This is a genomic window from Plantactinospora sp. CNZ321 (assembly GCF_004217235.1).
On sequence record NZ_SHKQ01000001.1, the window covers coordinates 3826036 to 3846744 of the forward strand.

At 71.4% G+C, this 20709-nt stretch carries 20 protein-coding genes; 15 read left to right on the plus strand and 5 right to left on the minus strand.

Features of this window, described 5'->3' with window-relative positions; genetic code table 11:
• The first annotated feature begins 410 nt into the window (after positions 1–410).
• From EV371_RS16745 to EV371_RS16775, 7 genes are read left to right on the plus strand one after another with little or no spacing between them, the layout of a single operon-like run.
• Complete coding sequence (locus EV371_RS16745; RefSeq protein ID WP_130462864.1) at positions 411–1592, plus strand: acetyl-CoA C-acyltransferase; 1182 nt, start codon at positions 411–413, stop codon at positions 1590–1592.
• A 30-nt stretch (positions 1593–1622) separates the two neighbouring features.
• Positions 1623–2396: a protocatechuate 3,4-dioxygenase subunit beta gene (gene pcaH, locus EV371_RS16750; RefSeq protein ID WP_130462865.1), complete on the plus strand. Its 774-nt coding sequence runs from the start codon at positions 1623–1625 to the stop codon at positions 2394–2396.
• Positions 2389–3051 (plus strand): protocatechuate 3,4-dioxygenase subunit alpha, encoded by a 663-nt coding sequence (gene pcaG / locus EV371_RS16755; protein ID WP_130462866.1) that lies wholly within the window; start codon positions 2389–2391, stop codon positions 3049–3051. The genes pcaH and pcaG overlap by 8 nt, the downstream gene beginning before the upstream one ends.
• On the plus strand, positions 3026–4414 hold the full coding sequence (gene pcaB / locus EV371_RS16760; RefSeq protein ID WP_130462867.1) for a 3-carboxy-cis,cis-muconate cycloisomerase: 1389 nt from the start codon (positions 3026–3028) through the stop codon (positions 4412–4414). Before pcaG ends, pcaB begins: the two co-directional genes overlap by 26 nt.
• Positions 4411–5283: a 3-oxoadipate enol-lactonase gene (gene pcaD, locus EV371_RS16765; protein WP_130462868.1), complete on the plus strand. Its 873-nt coding sequence runs from the start codon at positions 4411–4413 to the stop codon at positions 5281–5283. The genes pcaB and pcaD overlap by 4 nt, the downstream gene beginning before the upstream one ends.
• The gene (gene pcaC / locus EV371_RS16770; RefSeq protein WP_130462869.1) at positions 5276–5656 is read left to right on the plus strand and encodes a 4-carboxymuconolactone decarboxylase; all 381 of its coding nucleotides are present in this window, start codon (positions 5276–5278) and stop codon (positions 5654–5656) included. Before pcaD ends, pcaC begins: the two co-directional genes overlap by 8 nt.
• Positions 5653–6447 carry an IclR family transcriptional regulator gene (locus EV371_RS16775; protein WP_486484652.1) on the plus strand — a complete coding sequence of 265 codons (795 nt, stop codon included), beginning with the start codon at positions 5653–5655 and terminating at the stop codon, positions 6445–6447. Before pcaC ends, EV371_RS16775 begins: the two co-directional genes overlap by 4 nt.
• Here the strand turns inward: EV371_RS16775 and EV371_RS16780 are convergent.
• Entirely contained in the window at positions 6444–7052 is a 609-nt protein-coding gene (locus EV371_RS16780) for a DUF1349 domain-containing protein (protein WP_130462870.1), read from the minus strand. The two genes, EV371_RS16775 and EV371_RS16780, sit on opposite strands and share 4 nt — an antisense overlap.
• A 195-nt stretch (positions 7053–7247) precedes the next feature.
• On the opposite strand from EV371_RS16780, the gene EV371_RS16785 reads away from it, so the two are divergent.
• Positions 7248–8555, plus strand: a complete 1308-nt coding sequence (locus EV371_RS16785) for an Ig-like domain-containing protein (protein WP_130462871.1) — start codon at positions 7248–7250, stop codon at positions 8553–8555.
• A 132-nt stretch (positions 8556–8687) separates the two neighbouring features.
• On the opposite strand, the gene EV371_RS16790 is transcribed toward EV371_RS16785, so the two are convergent.
• Together EV371_RS16790 and EV371_RS16795 are read right to left on the minus strand one after the other, a co-directional pair.
• Positions 8688–9035: an Lsr2 dimerization domain-containing protein gene (locus EV371_RS16790; RefSeq protein ID WP_130462872.1), complete on the minus strand. Its 348-nt coding sequence runs from the start codon at positions 9033–9035 to the stop codon at positions 8688–8690.
• 229 nt (positions 9036–9264) lie between these two features.
• Positions 9265–10299 carry a LacI family DNA-binding transcriptional regulator gene (locus tag EV371_RS16795; RefSeq protein ID WP_130465981.1) on the minus strand — a complete coding sequence of 345 codons (1035 nt, stop codon included), beginning with the start codon at positions 10297–10299 and terminating at the stop codon, positions 9265–9267.
• A 408-nt stretch (positions 10300–10707) separates the two neighbouring features.
• On the opposite strand from EV371_RS16795, the gene EV371_RS16800 reads away from it, so the two are divergent.
• The 7 genes from EV371_RS16800 to EV371_RS16830 all read left to right on the plus strand — a co-directional run bounded on the left by EV371_RS16800 (position 10708) and on the right by EV371_RS16830 (position 18988).
• Entirely contained in the window at positions 10708–11652 is a 945-nt protein-coding gene (locus tag EV371_RS16800; protein ID WP_130465982.1) for an ABC transporter substrate-binding protein, read from the plus strand.
• Between the two features lie 43 nt (positions 11653–11695).
• On the plus strand, positions 11696–13291 hold the full coding sequence (locus EV371_RS16805; protein ID WP_207230518.1) for a sugar ABC transporter ATP-binding protein: 1596 nt from the start codon (positions 11696–11698) through the stop codon (positions 13289–13291).
• Positions 13291–14343 (plus strand): ABC transporter permease subunit, encoded by a 1053-nt coding sequence (locus EV371_RS16810; RefSeq protein WP_130462873.1) that lies wholly within the window; start codon positions 13291–13293, stop codon positions 14341–14343. Before EV371_RS16805 ends, EV371_RS16810 begins: the two co-directional genes overlap by 1 nt.
• Positions 14344–14499: 156 nt before the next feature.
• The gene (gene yjfF / locus EV371_RS16815; RefSeq protein ID WP_130462874.1) at positions 14500–15498 is read left to right on the plus strand and encodes a galactofuranose ABC transporter, permease protein YjfF; all 999 of its coding nucleotides are present in this window, start codon (positions 14500–14502) and stop codon (positions 15496–15498) included.
• A gap of 169 nt (positions 15499–15667) precedes the next feature.
• A complete protein-coding gene (gene araB / locus EV371_RS16820) occupies positions 15668–17335 on the plus strand; it encodes a ribulokinase (protein WP_130462875.1) in 1668 nt (555 codons plus the stop codon).
• Positions 17332–18018 carry an L-ribulose-5-phosphate 4-epimerase gene (locus tag EV371_RS16825; RefSeq protein WP_130462876.1) on the plus strand — a complete coding sequence of 229 codons (687 nt, stop codon included), beginning with the start codon at positions 17332–17334 and terminating at the stop codon, positions 18016–18018. The genes araB and EV371_RS16825 overlap by 4 nt, the downstream gene beginning before the upstream one ends.
• A 151-nt stretch (positions 18019–18169) precedes the next feature.
• On the plus strand, positions 18170–18988 hold the full coding sequence (locus tag EV371_RS16830; protein ID WP_165436719.1) for a 4'-phosphopantetheinyl transferase superfamily protein: 819 nt from the start codon (positions 18170–18172) through the stop codon (positions 18986–18988).
• 27 nt (positions 18989–19015) lie between these two features.
• On the opposite strand, the gene EV371_RS16835 is transcribed toward EV371_RS16830, so the two are convergent.
• Together EV371_RS16835 and EV371_RS16840 are read right to left on the minus strand one after the other, a co-directional pair.
• Positions 19016–19327, minus strand: coding sequence for a hypothetical protein (locus EV371_RS16835; RefSeq protein ID WP_130462878.1), 312 nt, complete (start codon positions 19325–19327; stop codon positions 19016–19018).
• A 97-nt stretch (positions 19328–19424) separates the two neighbouring features.
• Positions 19425–20504 carry a substrate-binding domain-containing protein gene (locus tag EV371_RS16840; RefSeq protein WP_130462879.1) on the minus strand — a complete coding sequence of 360 codons (1080 nt, stop codon included), beginning with the start codon at positions 20502–20504 and terminating at the stop codon, positions 19425–19427.
• Positions 20505–20709 lie beyond the last annotated feature (205 nt).

The following is a 20709-nucleotide window of genomic DNA, read 5'->3' on the forward strand; positions in this document are numbered from 1 at the left end:
TCCGGCGGTCCTGTCGAGACCGGGCTGAGCGGCTCCCGGAGGAACCTCGGGGGGTGTGGTGGTCGCTAGCCGAACGACTGTTCTCATTTGGAACGTTGGCACAGTGCCCGATTCACGTCAACCAGCGCTTTGGAACTTCTCCACAACGGCGTCGAGCGGCACGGGGACCTCGTTGACGGATCGTGGGCCGGGGATTACGTTCGTGATAAGCACGGAAGTCCGCATGTCGAACGCGCCGCTGCATGCGTGATGGCCTGTGCATGCGTGGTGGCCCGGGCATGCGTGGTGGGTGGTGCGCCGGACCTGGCGAAGGGAGGCACGACGTCGATCCACCCGCCGGCCGGCGCCCCGGCCGGGGCCGCCGGTAGCGTCGGGCCGACCCGGCAACCGGCGGGTAGTAAGGAGACATCGTGAGCAACGACGTGTACGTCCTCGACGCCGTACGGACCCCGATCGGCCGGTACGGTGGCGCCCTCGCCGGAGTACGCCCCGACGACCTCGCCGCACACGTGCTGCGGGAGGTGACCCGGCGCAGCCCCGAGCTCGACCCGGTCCGGATCGACGACGTACTGCTCGGCAACGCCAACGGTGCGGGCGAGGAGAACCGGGACGTGGCGCGGATGGCGGTACTCCTGGCCGGGCTGCCGCCGACGGTGCCCGGCGCGACCGTGAACCGGCTCTGCGGCTCCGGCCTGGAGGCGGTGATCGGGGCGGCCCGGGCGATCGCGGTCGGCGACGCCTCGGTCTGCGTCGCCGGCGGCGTCGAGTCGATGACCCGGGCCCCCTGGGTACTGGCCAAGCCGGAGACCGGCTACCCGCGCGGGCACGAGACCCTGCACTCGACCACCCTCGGCTGGCGCATGGTCAACCCGGCGATGCCGGCCGAGTGGACCGCCTCGCTCGGCGAGTGCACCGAGATCCTCGCGCAGCGGTACGGGATCTCCCGCGACGAGCAGGACGCCTTCGCCGTACGCAGCCAGCGGCTGGCCGCGCGGGCGTGGGCCGCCGGGGCGTACGCCGACGAGGTCAGCCCGGTACCCGGTACCGAGCTGGAGAGCGACGAGAGCATCCGCCCGGGTACCACCACCGAGGCACTGGCCCGGCTCAAGCCGGTGTTCCGGCCGGACGGCACGGTGACCGCCGGCAACTCCTCCCCGCTCAACGACGGGGCGAGCGCACTGCTGCTCGCCGACCGGGCCGGTGCCGAGGCGGCCGGTCGGACCCCGCTGGCCCGGATCGTCTCCCGCGCGGTCGTCGGCATCGAACCGCAACTGTTCGGGATCGGCCCGGTACGCGCCGCCGAGGAGGCGCTGCGCCGGGCCGGCATCAGCTGGTCGGACCTGGCCGTGGTGGAGCTGAACGAGGCGTTCGCCGCCCAGTCGCTGGCCTGCCTGGCGCAGTGGAAGGACCTCGACCCCGAGATCGTCAACCCGCAGGGCGGGGCGATCGCCCTCGGCCACCCGCTCGGTTCGTCCGGGTCGCGCATCCTCGGTTCGCTGGCCTGGCAACTACATCGCCGTGGAGGCGGGCTGGGCCTCGCCGCCATCTGCATCGGCGTCGGTCAGGGCCTGGCCGTCGTACTGGAGGCCTGACGGGTACTGGAAGCCTGACGGAGGACGACCATGACCACCGAACACATCCGGTCCACCGCACCCGGCGTGCCGGCGGCCCGTCCCGGCCGGCCGGTGTTGCCCCGCTACCGGCACGACGCCCCGGACACCCACCCGCCGATGCTCTTCCCCGACTACGGTTCCACCACCCTGCGCGCGCCGAGGCAGCCGCTGGTGGTGCTGCCGCAGCGGCTGACCGAGGTCACCGGGCCGCTGCTCGGCGAGGGCCGGCTCGGCGAGTTGGACCACGACCTGACCCGCCAGCATGCCGGGGAGCCGCTGGGCCAGCGGATCATCGTGCACGGCCGGGTGCTGGACGGGGACGGCCGGCCGATCCCGAACACGCTGGTGGAGATCTGGCAGCCGAACGCCGCCGGCCGGTACCGCCATGCGGGCGACAACTGGCCGGCACCACTGGACCCGAACTTCACCGGGGCGGGCCGGACGCTGACCGACGCGGACGGCCACTACCGGTTCGTCACCGTGCGACCCGGCGCCTACCCCTGGCGGAACCACCCCAACGCCTGGCGGCCGGCGCACATCCACTTCTCCCTCTTCGGCCAGGCCTTCACCCAACGGCTGGTCACCCAGATGTACTTCCCCGGAGATCCGCTCTTCTTCCAGGACCCGATCTTCAACTCGGTCCGCGACCCGTTGGCCCGGGAACGGCTGATCTCCCGCTACGACCACGCGGTGAGCGAACCCGAGTGGGCGCTCGGCTTCGAGTTCGACCTGGTGCTGCGCGGCCGGGAGGCCACACCCTTCGAGGACGGCGACGATGACTGAGCAGCCCGACCCGACCCCGACGTTCGGTACCGGCCCGGCCGTCGACACCGCCGGTTCACCGGCCGGCTCGGCGGGGCTCGCCCCGGCACCACCGCTCGGCTCGACCCCCGCGCAGACGGTCGGACCGTACCTGCACATCGGCCTGCTCTGGCCGGACGGCCCGGACGTGGTGCCGGCGGGTACCCCCGGGGCGATCTGGATCCGCGGCCAGGTCTTCGACGGCGCCGGGGCGCTGGTGCCGGACGCACTGGTGGAGACCTGGCAGGCGGACCCGGACGGCCGGTTCGACCATCCGGACGACCCCCGGGGCGCCCGCCCGCCGACGGTGCCCGGATTCCGTGGCTTCGGCCGCAGCGCCACCGACGCCGACGGCCGGTACGGAATCCGTACCCTCAAGCCCGGCCCGCTGCCCGGCCCGGACGGGGAGATTGAGGCACCGCACCTGAACCTGTCGATCTTCGCGCGGGGCCTGCTGCACCGGCTGGTGACCCGGCTCTACTTCCCGGACGAGGCGGCGGCGAACGCCGCCGACCCGGTGCTCGGCGCGATCGACCCGGCCCGCCGGGCCACCCTGGTGGCCCGACCGGTGCCGGACGGGCTCCGGTTCGACATCCACCTGCGGGGCCCGGATGAGACCGTCTTCTTCGCGGTCTGAGCAGCCGCCGGCGGCCGGCGCGGGACTGCTCTCCGGGCTGTCCGGCACCGCCGAGGTGGACGCCGAACTCACCGACCGGGCACTGCTGACCGCGCTGCTCGACGTGGAACGGGCGCTCGCCGAGGCCGGGGCCGAGGGTGGGGTACTGCCGGCGTCGGCCGCCGCGGCGATCGCCGGGCGGTGCCACCCGGACGGGTTCGACCTCGCCGCCCTCGCCGCGGCCGCCGACGCCGCCGGCAACCCGGTGGTGCCGCTGGTCCGCCAGCTCACCGAGGCGGTACCGGCCGCCGCCCGGCCCTGGGTGCATCACGGCGCCACCAGCCAGGACGTGCTGGACACCGCGCTGGTCCTGGTCGCCACCCGGGCCGGCGAGCCGCTGCTGCGTCACCTCGACACCGCCCTCGACGCCACCGCCGGGCTCGCCGACCGGCACCGGGACACCGTGGCACTGGCCCGTACCCTCGGCCAGGCGGCCGCGCCCACCACATTCGGCCTGAAGGCCGCCGGCTGGCTGCTCGCCCTGCTGGACGCCCGGACCCGGCTGGCCGCCGCCCGGGCCGCGTTGCCGGCACAGCTCGGCGGGGCGGTCGGCACGCTGGCCGTGCTCGGCCCGGCCGGACCGGAGGTGACCGCGCGGTTCGCCGCCCGGCTCGGCCTCGCCGCGCCCCGGTTACCCTGGCACACCCGGCGTCAGCCGATCCTCGACCTGGCCGCCGCACTCGGTAGCCTGCTCGCGGCCGCCGGCAAGGTCGGCCTGGACGTCGGACTGCTCGCCCAGACCGAGGTGGCCGAGGTCGCCGAGGGCGGCGGTCCGGGCCGGGGCGGCTCGTCGGCGATGCCGCACAAGCGCAACCCGGTGGACGCGGTCCTGATCGGCGCTGCCGCCCGGCGCGGGCCGCACCTGGTCGGCACGCTCTTCGCCGCCGCGGTGCAGGAGCACGAGCGGGCCACCGGCGGCTGGCACGCCGAGTGGGAACCGCTGCTCGACCTGCTCCGGCTGGCCGGCGGTGCGGCCGCCCGGGCCGCCCGGCTGCTCTCCCGGCTCGACGTGCGTCCGGAGCGGATGCGGGACAACCTCGACGCGCTCGGCGGCCGGGTCCTCGCCGAGGCGGTCGCGGCCCGGCTCGCGCCGGCACTCGGCCGGGCCGACGCGCACGACGTGCTGGCCCGGGCGGCCGCCGCGTTGGACTTCCGGGCCGCACTGCTGGCCGACCCGGCCGTCCGGGCACACCTGTCCGAGCGGGAGCTGGACCAGGCCCTCGCGCCGGCCAACTGGCTCGGTTCGGCCGGCACCTTCGTGGACCGGGCACTGCGGGAGTACCGGACGTGCGGGGTGGAGCGGAACCCGGAGAACCAGACATGACATCCCCCCTGCACGCCTGCGTCGACACATCCCCCCTGCACGCCTGCGTCGACACATCCCCCCTGCACGCCTGCGTCGACGGGCCGGCCGAGGCGCCGACGCTGCTCCTCGGCAGCTCGCTGGGCACCTCGGCGGCGATGTGGCGGCCGCAGGTGCCGGCGCTGACCCGGCGGCACCGGGTGGTCCGCTACGACCACCTCGGGCACGGCGACTCCGACGTGCCGACCGGCCCGTACACGATCGCGGATCTCGGGCACGCCGTACTCCGGCTGCTGGACGAGCTCGACCTGCCCCGGGTGTCGTACGCCGGGCTCTCCCTCGGCGGGATGGTCGGGATGTGGCTGGCCGCCAACGCGCCCGACCGGGTCGACCGGTTGGTGCTGCTCTGCACCTCGGCCTGGCTCGGCCCGGCCCGGGGCTGGCGGGACCGGGCCGCCGCGACCCGGACCGGCGGGCTGGAAGCGGTCGCCGACGCGGTGCTGGGACGGTGGTTCACCCGGGGCTTCGCCGCGAGCCACCCGGGGGTGGTCGCCGCCTACCGGTCGATGCTCACCGCGACTCCGGTCGAGGGGTACGCCGGCTGCTGCGAGGCGATCGCCGGAATGGACCTGCGGGCCGACCTGGCCCGGATCACCGCGCCGACCCTGGTGATCGCGGGCGGGGACGATCCGGCGATTCCGCTCGGACACGCCCGGTTGCTGGCCGAGCGGATTCCCGACGCCGGTCTGCGGGTGGTCGGCGACGCCGCCCATCTGGCCAGCGTGGAGCGACCGGAGCAGGTGGGCCGGCTGATCCTGGAGCACCTCGACGGCGGACCTGCCCCGGGGGTGCCGGAGCCCGGTGGGTGGAGGGAGCGGACGGATGGATGATCGTCGACGGCACGCCGCCGGCATGGCGGTCCGGCGCGAGGTGCTCGGCGACGCGCACGTGGACCGCGCCGTCGCCGGTACCGACGAGTTCACGGCGGACTTCCAGGACCTGATCACCCGGTACGCCTGGGGCGAGATCTGGACCCGGCCGGAACTGGACCGGCGCACCCGCAGCTGCGTCACCCTCGCCGTGCTGGCCACCCTGCACCACGACGAGGAGCTGGCGATGCACGTCCGGGCCGCGCTGCGCAACGGGCTGACCCGGGAGGAGGTCCGGGAGGTCCTGCTGCAGGTGGGCGTCTACGCTGGCGTTCCAGCGGCGAACCGGGCATTCAAGGTCGCCCAGGAGACTCTGCGGAAGGAGGACGGGTGACCGAGGTGGTCGAGGAGACGGCTCGCACCGGGGAGTTCGTCCAGTCGTTGGAGCGAGGACTCGCGGTCATCCGGGCGTTCGACGCCGACCATCCCCAGTTGACGCTCAGCGAGGTGGCCCGGGCGACCGGGCTGACCCGGGCGGCGGCCCGACGATTTCTGCTCACCCTGGTCGAGCTCGGATACATGCGCACCGACGGACGGCTCTTCTCGCTGCGCGCCCGCATCCTCGAACTCGGGTACGCCTACCTGTCCAGTCTGAGCCTGCCCGAGGTGGCCCAGCCGCACATGGAGGCTCTGGTCGCCGAGGTGCGCGAGTCCTGCTCGATGTCGGTACTGGACGGCGACGAGGTGGTCTACGTCGCGCGGGTGCCGACGAAGCGGATCATGACGGTGGCGATCAGCGTCGGCACCCGGTTCCCGGCGTACGCCACCTCGATGGGGCGGGTACTGCTGGCCGCCCAGCCGGCCCCGTGGCTTGACAACTATCTCGACAGCGCCGAGCTGCGTCCACTCACCCGGCGTACGGTCACCGAACCGGCGCGGCTGCGGACGATCCTGAACCGGATCGGCAACCAGGGCTACGCGATCGTCGACCAGGAGCTGGAGGAGGGCCTGCGTTCCCTCGCCGCGCCGATCCGGGACGCCGACGGCGCGGTGATCGCCGCTGTGAACGTCTCCGCGCACGCCAGCCGGGGCAGCTCGGAGCTGATCCGCAAGGAACTGCTGCCGCCACTGCTCGCCACCGCGAAGCGGATCGAGGAGGACCTGCGTGGCGGTCAGCTCCGCTAGCGGCCGTCCCGCAGGTCGGCCAGCCGGGTGGCGGAGAAGCTGATCCGGTCGAACCAGACCGGGCAACCGGCGCCGGTCGGTGACTGCGGGGAGAGGCCGAACCGCAGTGGGGCCGCTGCCGGGTCGAGCCGGAAGTACCGGACGAACTGCCAGAAAGTCCCGTCGGTGCTGGCGTGGAACGCCCAGGCCGGGCCGAGCCGGGAGATTCGCAGCCAGAGCGGCGCGCCGTCGTCGACCACGAATCCGTTGGCGTCGTCGGAGACGTCGCGGGTGATCACCGACACCACCATCGCGGGGCCCTGGGGTGAGCGTTCGTACGCGAGTTTGGCCCAGTGCCGGGGGCCGGAATAGAGCAGCAGGCTGCCGGCGTCGTACGTGCCGGCGAAGTCGACCCTGACCCGGGCCGAGAACTGGAAGTCGCCCTCCGGTGCCGGGGCCAGCAGCCGGGGCGCGGAGAGCACCGGCTCGCCGCCGGCCGGGTCCACGAAGAGATCGCTCTGGGCCGGCGCGCTCACGGTCAGTCCGGTGACGCCGTCGGGTGACCAGTCGGGTGGTGCGACATCCCAGTGCAGCGGTGTCGGAAGGCCGAGGTCGATCTGTTGCATCGAAGCAGGATGCCACAATCCGCCCTCCGGCGGGGTGCGGGTGGGGCCGGGCGGGGCAAAACGGCCGGTGCGGCGGGGTTTACCCCTTGGTTGAGCGGCGATTCCCCGGGTAATGGCGGTTCTCGCCGCGAGGCGATCGGACGGTCCGGGACGAAGTCCTGCGAGGAGCGGCGGAGGGAATGGGGTGGGGGGAGCATGGTACTGAGGCGTCGAGCGGTGTTGTTGGTGATGCTCGTGATGGCTGCCGTACCACTGGTTCTGGCGGGCTGTACGGGCAATCCGTTTGAACGCGTCGCGCGGCCGGCGCCGCCACCGAAGCTGACGATTACCCCGGCTCCGGATAGCCGGGATCTGCCGACCAGTGTCGAGATCGGTACGGCGGTGACGGGCGGGAAGGTCGCCGACGTGGTCGTGACCGACGCCAGCGGCACCCGGGTCGACGGTGCGATGCGCGCCGACGGTTCGAGCTGGATGCCGAGCAGGGCGCTGGCCAACAAGCAGACCTATACCGCCGAGGTGACCGCGAAGAATGACGCCGGGAAGGCGGTCACCCAGAAGACGACCTTCAGCACCATGGACAAACCGGCTAAGCGGACCGTGACCAACCTGAATCTGCAGAGTGACCAGACCTACGGGGTGGCGATGCCGATAACGGTGTCATTCGACTCCGACATCCCGAAGGAGGCGCGTGCCGGGATCCAGCGCCGGCTGTTGGTCAGCACCGATCCGCCGCAGCCGGGTGTCTGGTCGTGGGACGAGAACGGCCGCCAGGTCTCCTACCGGGCTCCCGACTTCTGGCGCCCGGGTACCACCGTCTCCGTCCGGGCCGCCCTGGACGGGGTGCCGATGGGCGAGGGCAGCTTCGGCGACACCGACCGGAGCGGCACCGCGAAGATCGGCAACCGGGTCTTTCTGGAGATCGACAACGCCACCAAGCAGATGTCGGTGTTCAAGGACGACGTACTGGTCAGGAAGATCCCGGTCAGCCTCGGCAAGAGCAGCACCCCGACGTCGAGCGGCAAGATGGTGATCATGGAAAAGCACGAGTCGACCGTCTTCGACACCACGGGCTCGCCGGATCCCTACGTGGTCACCGTCACGAACGCACAGCGGCTGACCTGGGGTGGCGAATTCATCCACGCGGCGCCGTGGTCCGTCGGCGCCCAGGGGGAGCGGAACGTCTCGCACGGCTGCACGAACGTCTCGGACGCGAACGCGGAGTTCTTGATGGAGACCACCAAGGTCGGTGACCTGGTGACGATCAAGGGCACCGAGGTCACCCTTGACCAGGGCAACGGCTGGACCGCCTGGAACGTGAGCTGGGACGAGTTCGTCAAGGGCAGTGCCCTGCCGGTGCCCGCCGATCTCAAGCCGGCGCCACCGCCTCCGAGCGGGCCGGCGAACGGTGGTCCGGGAAACGGTGGTCCGGCGAACGGCGGACCACCGGCCGCGGACAAGCCGCCCGCGTCACCGGCACCGTCTTCGAGCAGCGGCGGCCGGTGACCCGGCAGGTGCCGCACCGCGACCCGGGTGCCGTCGGCGACGACCGTCGCCGACGGCACCCGGCGGGTGGATGAGCATTCCGCCCTGGCCCGCCCGGGGAAATCGGGACGACCGCTCCCGTCCCCCGACCGCTCACCGGCTGTTGTACGCCTTCACCACCGACGACGGAATGCGACCCCGCTCCGAAACCTCGTAGCCGTTCTGCACGGCCCATTCCCGGATCGCGCGGTTCAGGTCGCGGTCACTTCGCGTCGGGCTCGTGGCGCCGCCACGCCGACCCGACCGACGGCTTTCGATCGAGCCGCGTCCCACCCGGCTGCCCGCGTGGATGTAAACGTCCAGCGCCTTGCGGAGCTTGCCGGCGTTCTTATCTGACAGGTCAATCGTGTAGTTGACGCCGTCCAGACCGAACTCGACAGTGCGGTCGGCCTCGCCGCCGTCGAGGTCGTCGGTCAGAAGTGTGATTACCTGCTTCGCCATGGTCGATTACTCCTCGTGAACATTTATTGCTAGGAGTCGAGTTTGACTGATCGCACGCCAATTCTGCAAGACATTGGACATTTCTCGCGCGTCGACCGTACACGGCGTGACTTCAGTTCTGGCGTTGACGCGCGCGGTATCCGGCCCGGGTAAGGCTCCCGTGGTATGTCGATGTGGCACCGCCGCGGCCGGTTGGCGGCGGTGATTGGGGGCCGCACGCTATCGGCGATTAATCCGGCGGTACGCATTCCGGGTCGCGCCGGACCGGCCGGCTGGGCCGCTGCGCCGGCGCCGGTCCCGAACTCGTCCGGGCCACGAACCGGGGGGTCAACGAGACCCGGCGGTTGGTCCGGACACCGCTTTCGAGTTGTTCGATCAGCAGGTCCAGGCTGCGTCGGCCGAGTTCGGCGAAGTCCTGCCGGACCGTGGTGAGCGGTGGCAGGAAGTAACCCGACTCGGGTACGTCGTCGAAGCCCACCACGCTGACCTCGTCCGGCACCCGGCGGCCGGCCTCGTGCAGGGCCCGCAGCGCGCCGAGCGCGATCTGGTCGTTGCCGCAGAAGATCGCGGTGACCGTCGGATCGGCGGCGAGCAGTCGGCCGTGCTCGTAGCCGGCCCGGGCGCTCCAGTCCCCGAGCCGGGGTGCCGGCACCGGGGCACCGGCCGCGTGCAGCGCCTCCCGCCAGCCGTCGGTCCGGTCCCGCGCCTCCGGCCAGTCGGCTGGACCGGCGATGTGTTGCACGGTGGTGTGCCCCAGGTCGAGCAGGTGCCGGGTCGCCATCGCGGCGCCGCTGGAGTTGTCGATGCAGACCGTCGGTACGTGTTCGGCGCCGCCACCCACCCCGACCACGGCCAGCCCGGCCGGTGCCTGCGCGAGGGCGGTGCCCACACTGCTCTGTGGGGCGATCGCCACTATCCCCTCCACCGACTGTTCGCAGAGCCGGCCGACCGCATCCAGCACCGATTCCCGGTCCAGGGTGCGTACGCTCGCCACGCTGACGAAGTAGCCGGCGGCCCGGGCCGCCTGCTCCAGTCCGTACAGGGTGGAGGCCGGGCCGAACAGCGTGGTCTCGTAGGCGATCAGTCCCAGGGTGCGGGACCGGCGGGTTACCAGGGTGCGGGCGGCGGAGTTGCGCCGGTAGTTCAGTGCCCGCATCGCCGCGAGTACCCGCTCACGGGTCTCCGGCCGGACGTTCGGATGGTTGTTGAGCACCCGCGAGACGGTCTGGTGGGAGACGCCGGCCAGGCGGGCGACGTCGCGCATCACCGAACCCCGGGTCCGTGGCGGCGGGTCAGCCGACTGGTCACCGGCGTCGATACGGTCAGCTGTCAACGGCCGCTCCTTCGTCTCGACCAGCCGTCTTTGCGCTGGAGGGTCCGGCACGTCCAGCATCACGGATCCATACCGTCGCCGGAAGTACCCCTTGACGGCCGGCATGAGAACGTTAACACTCACGAACCAGGAAGCCCTGTGGATCGACCGGCGTGCCCTTAGGGTCGGCGTTCTCCGTGGCAGACTCGGCCGGATCCAGCCCTCTCCGGCGTCGGACAGGTGGTGACGAGGGGTGCTGGCCGGCCCTGCGTGTGAACGGTAACTACGACAGACAGCGATTTCCCAGGCGAGGAGGAAACGGTGCTGAAAAAGGTCTCCGCCGTTGTACTCGGCGGACTGATGGTGACCGCGTTGGCCGCCTGTGGAGGCGACGGCGGCGCGGGCAGCGGCTCCGGAAACGACGATGGCAAGATCACGCTGGGCTTCGCGCAGGTGGGTGCGGAGAGCGGCTGGCGTACCGCGAACACCAAGTCCATCCAGGACTCCGCCAAGGAGGCCGGCATCGACCTCCAGTTCTCCGACGCGCAGCAGAAGCAGGAGAACCAGATCAAGGCCATCCGGTCGTACATCACCCAGAAGGTCGACGTGATCGCCTTCTCGCCGGTGGTGGAGTCCGGTTGGGACACCGTGCTCCGCGAGGCGAAGGATGCCAAGATCCCGGTCATCCTGACCGACCGGGCGATCGACTCCCCGGACAAGACGCTGTACAAGACCTTCATCGGGTCCGACTTCGTGCTTGAGGGGAAGAAGGCCGCTGAGTGGCTGGTCGCCGAATACGAGGGCAAGACCGAGCCGGTGAACATCGTGGAGCTGCAGGGCAGCACCGGATCGGCGCCGGCCAACGACCGGAAGGCGGGCTTCGCCGACGTCATCAAGGCGGACCCGAAGTTCAAGGTGATCGCCTCGCAGACCGGCGAGTTCACCCGGGCCAAGGGCAAGGAGGTCATGGACGCCTTCCTCAAGGCGCACAAGGACATCGACGTGCTCTACGCGCACAACGACGACATGGGTCTCGGTGCGATCGAGGCGATCGAGGGTGCCGGGCTGAAGCCGGGCGTCGACATCAAGATCATCACGGTCGACGCGGTGAAGGACGGGATGCAGGCGCTGGCCGACGGCAAGATCAACTTCATCGTCGAGTGCAGCCCGCTGCTCGGCCCACAGCTGATGGAGCTGGTGAAGAAGGTCGTCGCCGGTGAGACGGTGCCGGAGCGGGTGGTCACCGAGGAGACCACCTTCACCCAGGAGCAGGCCAAGGCGGCGCTGCCGAACCGGCAGTACTAGCCGAGGGCCCGCACGCGACGACGTGACGGACGGAGGAGGGCGGATGGAGACGTCGGGGGAGCCCCGGGCGATCCTGACCATGGCCGGCATCGGCAAACGGTTCCCCGGCGTACGGGCACTCGACGAGGTCGACTTCCGGCTCTTCCCCGGCGAGGTGCACGCGCTGATGGGCGAGAACGGTGCCGGGAAATCGACACTGATCAAGGTGCTGACCGGGGTGTACGACGTGGACGAGGGCGAGATAGTCCTCGACGGCACCCCGGTCCGCTTCGCCGGCCCGTTGCAGGCGCAGCAGGCCGGGGTGAGCACCGTCTACCAGGAGGTCAACCTCTGCGCCAACCTCTCCGTCGCGGAGAACATCCACATCGGCCGGGAACCGCGCCGCTTCGGTGCCATCAACTGGGGCGAGCTGCGGCGCCGTTCCCGACGACTGCTCGACGGGCTGGGCCTGGACATCGACGTCTCGGCCCCGCTCGGCAGCCTCTCCCTGGCGGTGCAGCAGATGGTCGCGATCGCCCGGGCCATCGACATCTCGGCCAGGGTGCTGATCCTGGACGAGCCGACCTCCAGCCTGGACGCCGACGAGGTCGGGCAGCTCTTCCGGGTGATGCGCCAACTCAAGGAGGAGGGCATGGCGATCCTGTTCGTCAGCCACTTCCTCGACCAGGTCTACGAGATCTCCGACCGGATGACGGTGCTGCGCAACGGCCGCCGGGTCGGCGAGTACGTCACCCGGCAGATGAGCCAGCTCGAACTGGTCAGCGCGATGATCGGCAAGGAACTCGCGGCCCTGGAGGAGCTGGAGGAACAGCCCCGGCGCGAACTGGCCACCCTGGAGCGGGACCGGCCGGTCGTCGAGGCGGTCGGACTCGGCCGGGCCGGCGCGGTCGCCCCGTTCAGCCTGGCCATCCACCGGGGCGAGGTGGTCGGACTGGCCGGGCTGCTCGGCTCCGGGCGTACCGAGGTGGCCCGGTTGCTCTTCGGCGCGGACCGGTCCGACGTCGGAGAACTCCGGGTGGACGGCGAGCCGGTGGCCATGCGCGGCCCGCGCAGTGCGATGGCCCAGGACATCGCCTTCTGCTCGGAGAACCGCCGCACCGAGGGGCTGGTCGCCGATCTCACCGTCCGGGAGAACATCATCCTGGCCCTCCAGGCCGCCCGGGGCTGGTCCCGTCCGCTGCCCCGGCGCCGGCAGGACGAGCTCGTCGACAGGTACGTCAAGGCGCTGCGCATCGTGCCGGCCAACCCGGAGGCCCCGGTCGGCCAGCTCAGCGGCGGCAACCAGCAGAAGGTGCTGCTGGCCCGCTGGCTGATCACCGAGCCGCGGCTGCTGATCCTGGACGAGCCGACCCGGGGCATCGACGTCGGCGCCAAGGCGGAGATCCAGCGCCTGGTGGTCACGCTCTCCGACGGCGGGATGGCGGTGCTCTTCATCTCCGCCGAGCTGGAGGAGGTGCTCCGGCTCAGTCACAAGATCGCCGTACTGCGGGACCGGCGGATGGTCGACGAACTGGCCAACGACGACGAGGTCACCGTCGGGCGGATCATGGCGACCATCGCCAGCGGTCACGGCTCGGCGCCACCGGAGGCGGCTGGCCGACCCGATCCGGACGCGATCGTCGTCCGGGAGGAGGTGTGATGGCGAACCTCGTGCGGCACCGCTTCTTCTGGCCGGTGCTGACCCTGCTGCTCCTGCTGGTCAGCAACCTGTTCTTCACCCCCGACTTCTTCGTCGTCGACATCCGCCAGGGGCACCTGTACGGCAGCCTGATCGACATCGTGCGGTTCGGCGCGCCGCTGATCCTGGTCTCGCTCGGCATGACCCTGGTGATCGCCACCGGCGGCATCGACCTCTCGGTGGGCTCGATCGTCGCCATCTGCGGCGCACTGGCCTGCCTGCGGATCAGCGAGCTGGGCGACCAGAACAGCGTGCTCGGGGTACTGGCCGCGGTGGGGCTGGCCCTCGGGCTGGCCCTGCTGCTCGGCGCCTGGAACGGCCTGCTCGTCGCGCAGTTCGGCATCCAGCCGATCATCGCCACCCTGATCCTGATGGTCGCCGGCCGGGGACTGGCCCAGCTCATCACCGACGGGCAGATCATCACGGTCAACAGCTCGCCGTACAAGCTGATCGGGGCCGGCTACTGGCTGACCGTGCCGTTCTCGATCCTGGTCGCGCTGCTGGTCTTCGGGCTGGCGTCGCTGCTCACCCGGCGTACCGCGCTCGGCCTGCTGATCGAGTCGGTGGGCGGCAACGCCGAGGCGAGCCGGCTGGCCGGGATCCACTCCCGCCGGATCATCTTCACCGGGTACGTCTTCGCCGCCTTCTGCGCCGGGGTCGCCGGCTTGATGATCAGCTCCAATGTCTCCAGCGCGGACGGCAACAACGCGGGCCTCTGGATCGAGCTGGACGCCATCCTGGCGGTGGTGATCGGCGGTACCTCACTGGCCGGCGGCCGGTTCTCCCTCGGCGGCACGGTGCTGGGGGCACTGATCATCCAGACCCTGACCACCACCATCTACACCATCGGGATCCCACCGGAGACGACGCTGTTGTTCAAGGCCCTGGTCGTGACGATCGTCTGTCTGCTCCAGTCGCCGGCGTTCCGGGCCAGGGTCTTCGGCCGGCGCCGGAAACCGCCACTGCCGCCCGCCCCCGAGCGCGCCCAGCCGAAGGTGGAGGTGCCGGCATGAGCGAACGAAGTGAGCGAATCGGTCAGTTCAGTGTGGGTGTGCCTGATGGCGGCACGGAGCGCAGCGGAGTGCCGGCATGAGCGAACGAAGTGAGCGAATCGGTCAGTTCAGTGTGGGTGTGCCTCATGGCGGCACGGAGCGCAGCGGAGTGCCGGCATGAGTGCTGTTTCGGGTACTGTCGCGAACGGTCGGGAGCGGCTGCTGCGGCCGCAGCAGAAGTACCTGCCGATCTTCGCCACCCTCGCCCTGCTGGTCCTGATGTACAGCGCCGGGGTGCTGCGTTACGACGGCTTCTCCGACACCCAGGTGGTGCTGAACGTCTTCGTCGACAACGCGTTCCTGCTGGTGGTCGCGGTCGGCATGACGTTCGTGATCCTGACCGGCGGGATCGACCTCTCGGTCGGCTCGGTGGTCGCGCTGACCACGATGCTCTCCGCCTCGCTGCTGGAGGAGCGGGGCTGGCCGCCGGTGCTCGTCCTGCCGCTGGTGCTGCTGATCGGCGCCCTGCTCGGCTTCGCGATGGGCTGCATCATCCACTACTTCGAGATCCAGCCGTTCATCGTCACGCTGGCCGGGATGTTCCTGGCCCGTGGGCTCTGCTACACCATCAGCACCTCGTCGATCACCATCGACGACCCGTTCTGGACCTCGGTGGCGCAGCAGCGGATCCGGTTCGGCGGCTTCTTCATCTCCACCAGCGTGGTCATCGCGCTGGTGGTGGTGGCGATCGGCATCTACGTGCTCGGCTACACCCGGCTGGGCCGCAACACGTACGCGATCGGCGGCAACCCGCAGTCGGCGCTGCTGATGGGGCTGCCGGTGGCGCGTACCAGGATCGCGGTCTACACGATCAGCGGGTTCTGCTCGGCGCTCGGCGGGCTGCTGCTCAGCTTCTACATGCTCTCCGGCAACAACGGGCACGCGGTCGGGCTGGAACTCGACGCGATCGCCGCCGTGGTGATCGGTGGCACGCTGCTGACCGGCGGCTCCGGCTACCTGGTCGGCACGGTGCTCGGGGTGCTGGTGCTCGGGCTGATCCAGACCATCATCACCTTCCAGGGCGACCTCAGCTCCTGGTGGACCAAGATCGTGATCGGTGTGTTGCTCTTCGTGTTCATCGTGCTGCAACGCGCCGTGACCCGGCGCCAGGCGTAGGGGTGCGGCACCGGCCCGCCGGTGCCGGTACCCGGACCCGGCCTGGTGGTAGCGCTAACACCGTGGTTGGCTGACGGATAGCGGAGGCGCCGGTGGTGCCGCTGCGGGCCGGTCCACCTGGCGCGGGCGGCCGGCGAGGGAGACAGGGAAACCCCCAGGAGGGACACGAGTGAGCACTGACGGTGCGGACCGGTACGTGGTTGGCGTCGACTTCGGCACGCTCTCCGGCCGGGCGGTGGTGGTCCGGGTCTCGGACGGCGCCGAACTCGGCTCGGCCGTGCACGAGTACCGGCACGGGGTGATCGACGACCGGCTGCCGGAGACCGGGGCCGAACTGCCCGGCGGCTGGGCGCTGCAGATGCCGGAGGACTGGCGGACGGTGCTGCGCGAGGCGGTGCCCAAGGCGCTCTCCGCCGCCTCGGTGCCCCCGGACGCGGTGATCGGGATCGGCACCGACTTCACCGCCTGTACCGTGCTGCCGACACTTGCCGACGGCACCCCGCTGAACGAGGTTCCCGGGCTCGCCGACCGGCCGCACGCGTACCCGAAGCTGTGGAAGCACCACGCGGCGCAGCGGCAGGCCGACCGGATCAACGAGCTGGCCGAGCAGCGCGGCGAGCCGTGGCTGCCCCGGTACGGCGGGCGGATCTCCGCCGAGTGGCAGTTCGCCAAGGCGCTCCAGGTGCTCACCGAGGACCCCGAGGTGTACGCCCGGACCGAACGGTGGATCGAGGCGGCCGACTGGATCATCTGGCAGCTCTGCGGCGAGGAGACCCGTAACGTCTGTACCGCCGGCTACAAGGGCATCCACCAGGACGGGCGGTACCCGTCCCGGGACTACCTGGCGGCGCTGCACCCCGACTTCGCCGACTTCGTCGAGACCCGGCTCGCCCACCCGCTCGCCCCGCTCGGCGGGCTGGCCGGGCGGCTGACCCCGGAGGCGGCCGCCGCCACCGGGCTGCCGGCGGGGATCGCGGTCGCGGTCGGCAACGTCGACGCGCACGTCACCGCCGCCGCCGCCAACGCCGTCGAGCCCGGTCAGCTGCTCGCCATCATGGGCACCTCGACCTGCCACGTGATGGTCGCGGACACCCTCGCCGAGGTTCCCGGGATGTGTGGCGTGGTCCAGGACGGCATCGTGCCCGGCCGGTTCGGCTACGAGGCCGGACAGAGCGGCGTCGGGGACATCTTCGGCTGGTTCGTCGAACGCTGCGTACCGGCCGGCTACACCGAGGAGGCGGCCCGGCGGGGGATCGGGGTGCACGAGTACCTGACCGAGCTGGCCGCGGCGCAACGCCCCGGCCAGCACGGGCTGGTCGCCCTGGACTGGCACAACGGCAACCGCTCGGTACTGGTCGACCACGACCTCTCCGGCGTGCTGGTCGGGCAGACCCTGGCCACCCGGCCGGAGGACCAGTACCGGGCGCTGATCGAGGCGACCGCCTTCGGCACCCGGACCATCGTCGCCGCCTTCGTCAACGCCGGGGTGCCGGTGACCGAGTTCATCGTCGCCGGTGGCCTGCTCAAGAACGCCTTCCTGATGCAGGTCTACGCCGACGTGCTGCGCCGTCCGCTGTCGGTGATCGACTCCGACCAGGGGCCGGCGCTGGGCTCGGCGATCCACGCGGCGGTGGCCGCCGGGGCGTACCCGGACATCACGGCCGCGGCCGCCGCGATGGGCAAGGTCCGGCGCGGCGTCTACCAGCCCGACCCGGCCAGTGCCGACGTGTACGACCGGCTCTACGCCGAGTACGAGCGACTGCACGACTACTTCGGCCGGGGTGGCAACGACGTGCTGCACCGGCTGCACGCACTACGCGAGGAGGTGCGCCGATGACCGGCGGTGGACTCACCGGCACGATCAGCGACAGCGTCGCCCGGATCCGCCAGGAGGTGTGCCGGCTGCACGAGCAGCTCACCCGATGGGAGCTGGTGACCTGGACCAGCGGCAACGTCAGCGCGCGGGTGCCCGGCGCCGACCTGATGGTGATCAAGCCCAGCGGGGTGTCGTACGACGACCTCACCCCGGAGTCGATGGTGGTGACGACCCTGGACGGGGATGTCGTCGACGGCAACCACTCACCGTCCAGCGACACCGACGCACACGCGTACGTCTACCGGCACATGCCGCAGGTCAACGGTGTGGTGCACACGCACAGCCCGTACGCCACCGCGTGGGCGGCCCGGGACGAGGCGATTCCGTGCGTGCTCACCGCCATGGCCGACGAGTTCGGCGGGGAGATCCCGGTCGGCCCGTTCGCGCTGATCGGCGGCGACGACATCGGCAAGGGCATCGTGGCCACCCTGGAGGGGCACCGCTCACCGGCGGTGCTGATGCGCAACCACGGGGTCTTCACCATCGGGGCCAGCGCCAAGGCAGCGGTGAAGGCGGCGGTGATGTGCGAGGACGTCGCGCGTACCGTGCACATCGCCCGGGCCGGTGGTCCGCTGGTGCCGATCGAGCCGCAGCACATCGACGCACTCTACGAGCGTTACCAGGGGGTCTACGGCCAGCGGTGACGTCCGGACGGCGGCGGAGGCCGGGGGCATGCCGGCGGCCGGCGCACGGTCCCGGTACTGGTGCGCTGACTGCCGGGCTGGCATGCTCGCGCCAGAATGTTCCCGGCGGGCATCCCCGCCCGTCGTTCACCCGCGACCCTGGTGGTGCCTGTTGACCGGATCCCGCCGCCCGCCCGACGACCTGCCCGGGGCGGTCGCTCCGACGTCTGCCGGTCCCGACGGTCCGCTGCCGCCGGGGCCGGGGGAGTGCCAGGTGTGGCGGTTGCCGATGGGACCGGCGCACTGGGCCGGGCTCGAGGTGCTCGACGACGAGGAGCGGCAGCGGTACGCCCGGTTCCGGCAGGCCGCCGACCGGGACCGCTACCAGGCCGCGCACGTCGGGGTGCGGATGCTGCTCGGGCACTACCTCGGGGTGCCGGCCGGACAGCTCGGCTTCTCCCGGCACTGCCGGCACTGCGGCGCCGGGCACGGCAAGCCGGTGGTGGACCGACCCGCCACCAAGCTCGACTTCTCCCTCACCCACTCCGGCGAGTGGGTCGCCGTGGCGGTGGCCGCCGACCCGGTCGGCCTGGACGTGCAGGAGCTGACCGACGGCACCGACGTGGTCGCGTTGAGCCGGAACGTGCTCTCGCCGGCCGAGCTTCGCTGGTGGAGCGAGCAGCCGGCGGAGTCGGCCCGCCGGGCGTTCTTCGGGTACTGGGCCCGCAAGGAGGCGCTGCTGAAGGCGACCGGGCACGGGCTGGCCGTGCCGATGAACCGGATCACGCTGACGCCGCCGGACGAGCCGGCCCGGCTCGTCGACTGGGCCGTCGACCGTCCCCTCGACGGCCCGGTGCAGCTGCACGACCTCGACGTCGGTCCGGACTACACCGCCGCCGTCGCGGTGCTCTCCGGCCAGTCGGTCCGGATCAGCCGGGCGGACTTCCCGGCGTCGCTCGGCACCGCCCGCATCCAGCCGGCCCGGCCCTGAGCCGCCCCGCCCTGGCGTCCCGGTGGTTCAGAGCCCGAAGACGTCCTCCTCGACGCCCTGCCGGACACCGTCGACGAAGCCCCGGAAGGCCGGGTCGTCCCGGTCGGCGGTCACACTGGTCACCTGTTCCCCGGTCGCCTCGGCCACCGCGTCGACCAGCGGGGGATAGTTGAGGTCGACGTCGGCGAGTTCGTCGTCGTCGGCCTCGGCGAGGTTGATCACGTCCTGCAGCTGGTCGGTGTCGGTCTCCGGATCACCCGCCCAGGCTTCGCCCAGGTCGTAACACTCGTCGTACAGCGCGCGCTGGTCCTCGGTCCAGTCGTCGTCGTAGTTCCTCACGCCGTACTCCCTTCCCCGCCCATCACCTGAGCATGCCCGAGGGGTGCGGAAGGGTCTGCGGTTATCGGTTTTTCCCGGTCCGCCGGTGCCGGTGGGATTATCCGCGCTCGCTCGGGGTAACCGCCTCGGTCCGGGCGCCCCCGCGGGCGGCGCCGAGCGAGGCGACCGGGCCGGTCGACTCCCGGACGACGAGACGGCAGGGTTGCCGGATCACCCCGGCGGCCCGTTCCCCGTCCAGGGCGGCGAAAAGCTGCTTGACCGCGGTCGCGCCGAGCTGTTGCAGGTTCAGGTCCACGGTGGTCAGTGGCGGCCGGCAGTCGGCGGCGAAGACCTCCCAGTTGTCGTACCCCACGATCGCGACGTCGTCCGGGATCCGCCGGCCGAGGTCGAGCAGGGTCTCCGCGACCCCGGTGGCGATCTGGTCGTTGCCACAGAAGACCGCGTCGATGTCCGGATCGGAGGTGAGCAGCATCCGGCCGGCGTGCCGGCCCCAGCGCTGGGACCACTCGCCGTAGAGCGGATCGCCCCCGACCAGCGGCAGGCCCGCCTCGGCCAGCACCGAGTGCAGGCCGGTCACCCGGTCGCGGGCGGCGCGGTAGGTCTCCGGGCCGGTGATGTGACCGATCCGACGTCGGCCGAGTGAGATCAGGTGCTCGACGGCCAGCCGCGCGCCGCCGGCGTCGTCGGCGAGTACCGAGAGGTCCTTCGGGTCGTCGGACTCGCCGTAGACGTAGACGACCGGGACCGGAATGTCCCGGGTCAGCGAGGGGCGGATGTCGTTCGAGTCGCCCAGGATGATGAAGCCGTCCACCTGGCGGGCGAGCAGCGTACGGATGTAGTGCCGGCGCCGGATGACGTCGCCCCGGGCGTCGCAGAGCAGCACGCACATCTGCTCGTTACCGAGTGCGTTCTCGATGCCGAGCAGCACGGGGAAGGCGAACCGCTCGCCGAGTTCGTCGGTGAGCAGCCCGATGGTCCGGGTGCGTCCCGAGATCAGTCCCTTGGCCAGGGCGTTGGGATGGAAGGAGAGTTCCTCGGCGGCCTCCAGGACCCTGCGGCGGGTGGCCGGGGCGACCTCGTCCCGCGCGTTCAGCGCCTTGGATGCGGTGGCCACCGAGACCCCGGCCCGCCGTGCCACGTCGGTCAGGGTCACAGATTGGGAGCGTTGTCTGACCACCGAAATCCTTTCGGACTGTCTTTCGGAAGGGCGGAGCAACAGGATTGTAGTCCAGGCACGCACTCCGCGATGAGCCCCATCGTTGGGATGATCGACACTGGCGTGGCTTCCGCAGCCGAGCCCGAAAAGGTTTTCAAGATTCCCGGACCGGAGCCGCCCGCGACCGACCAGCCGGCCACCGGGCCGGGACAGCTGGCGGGCGATG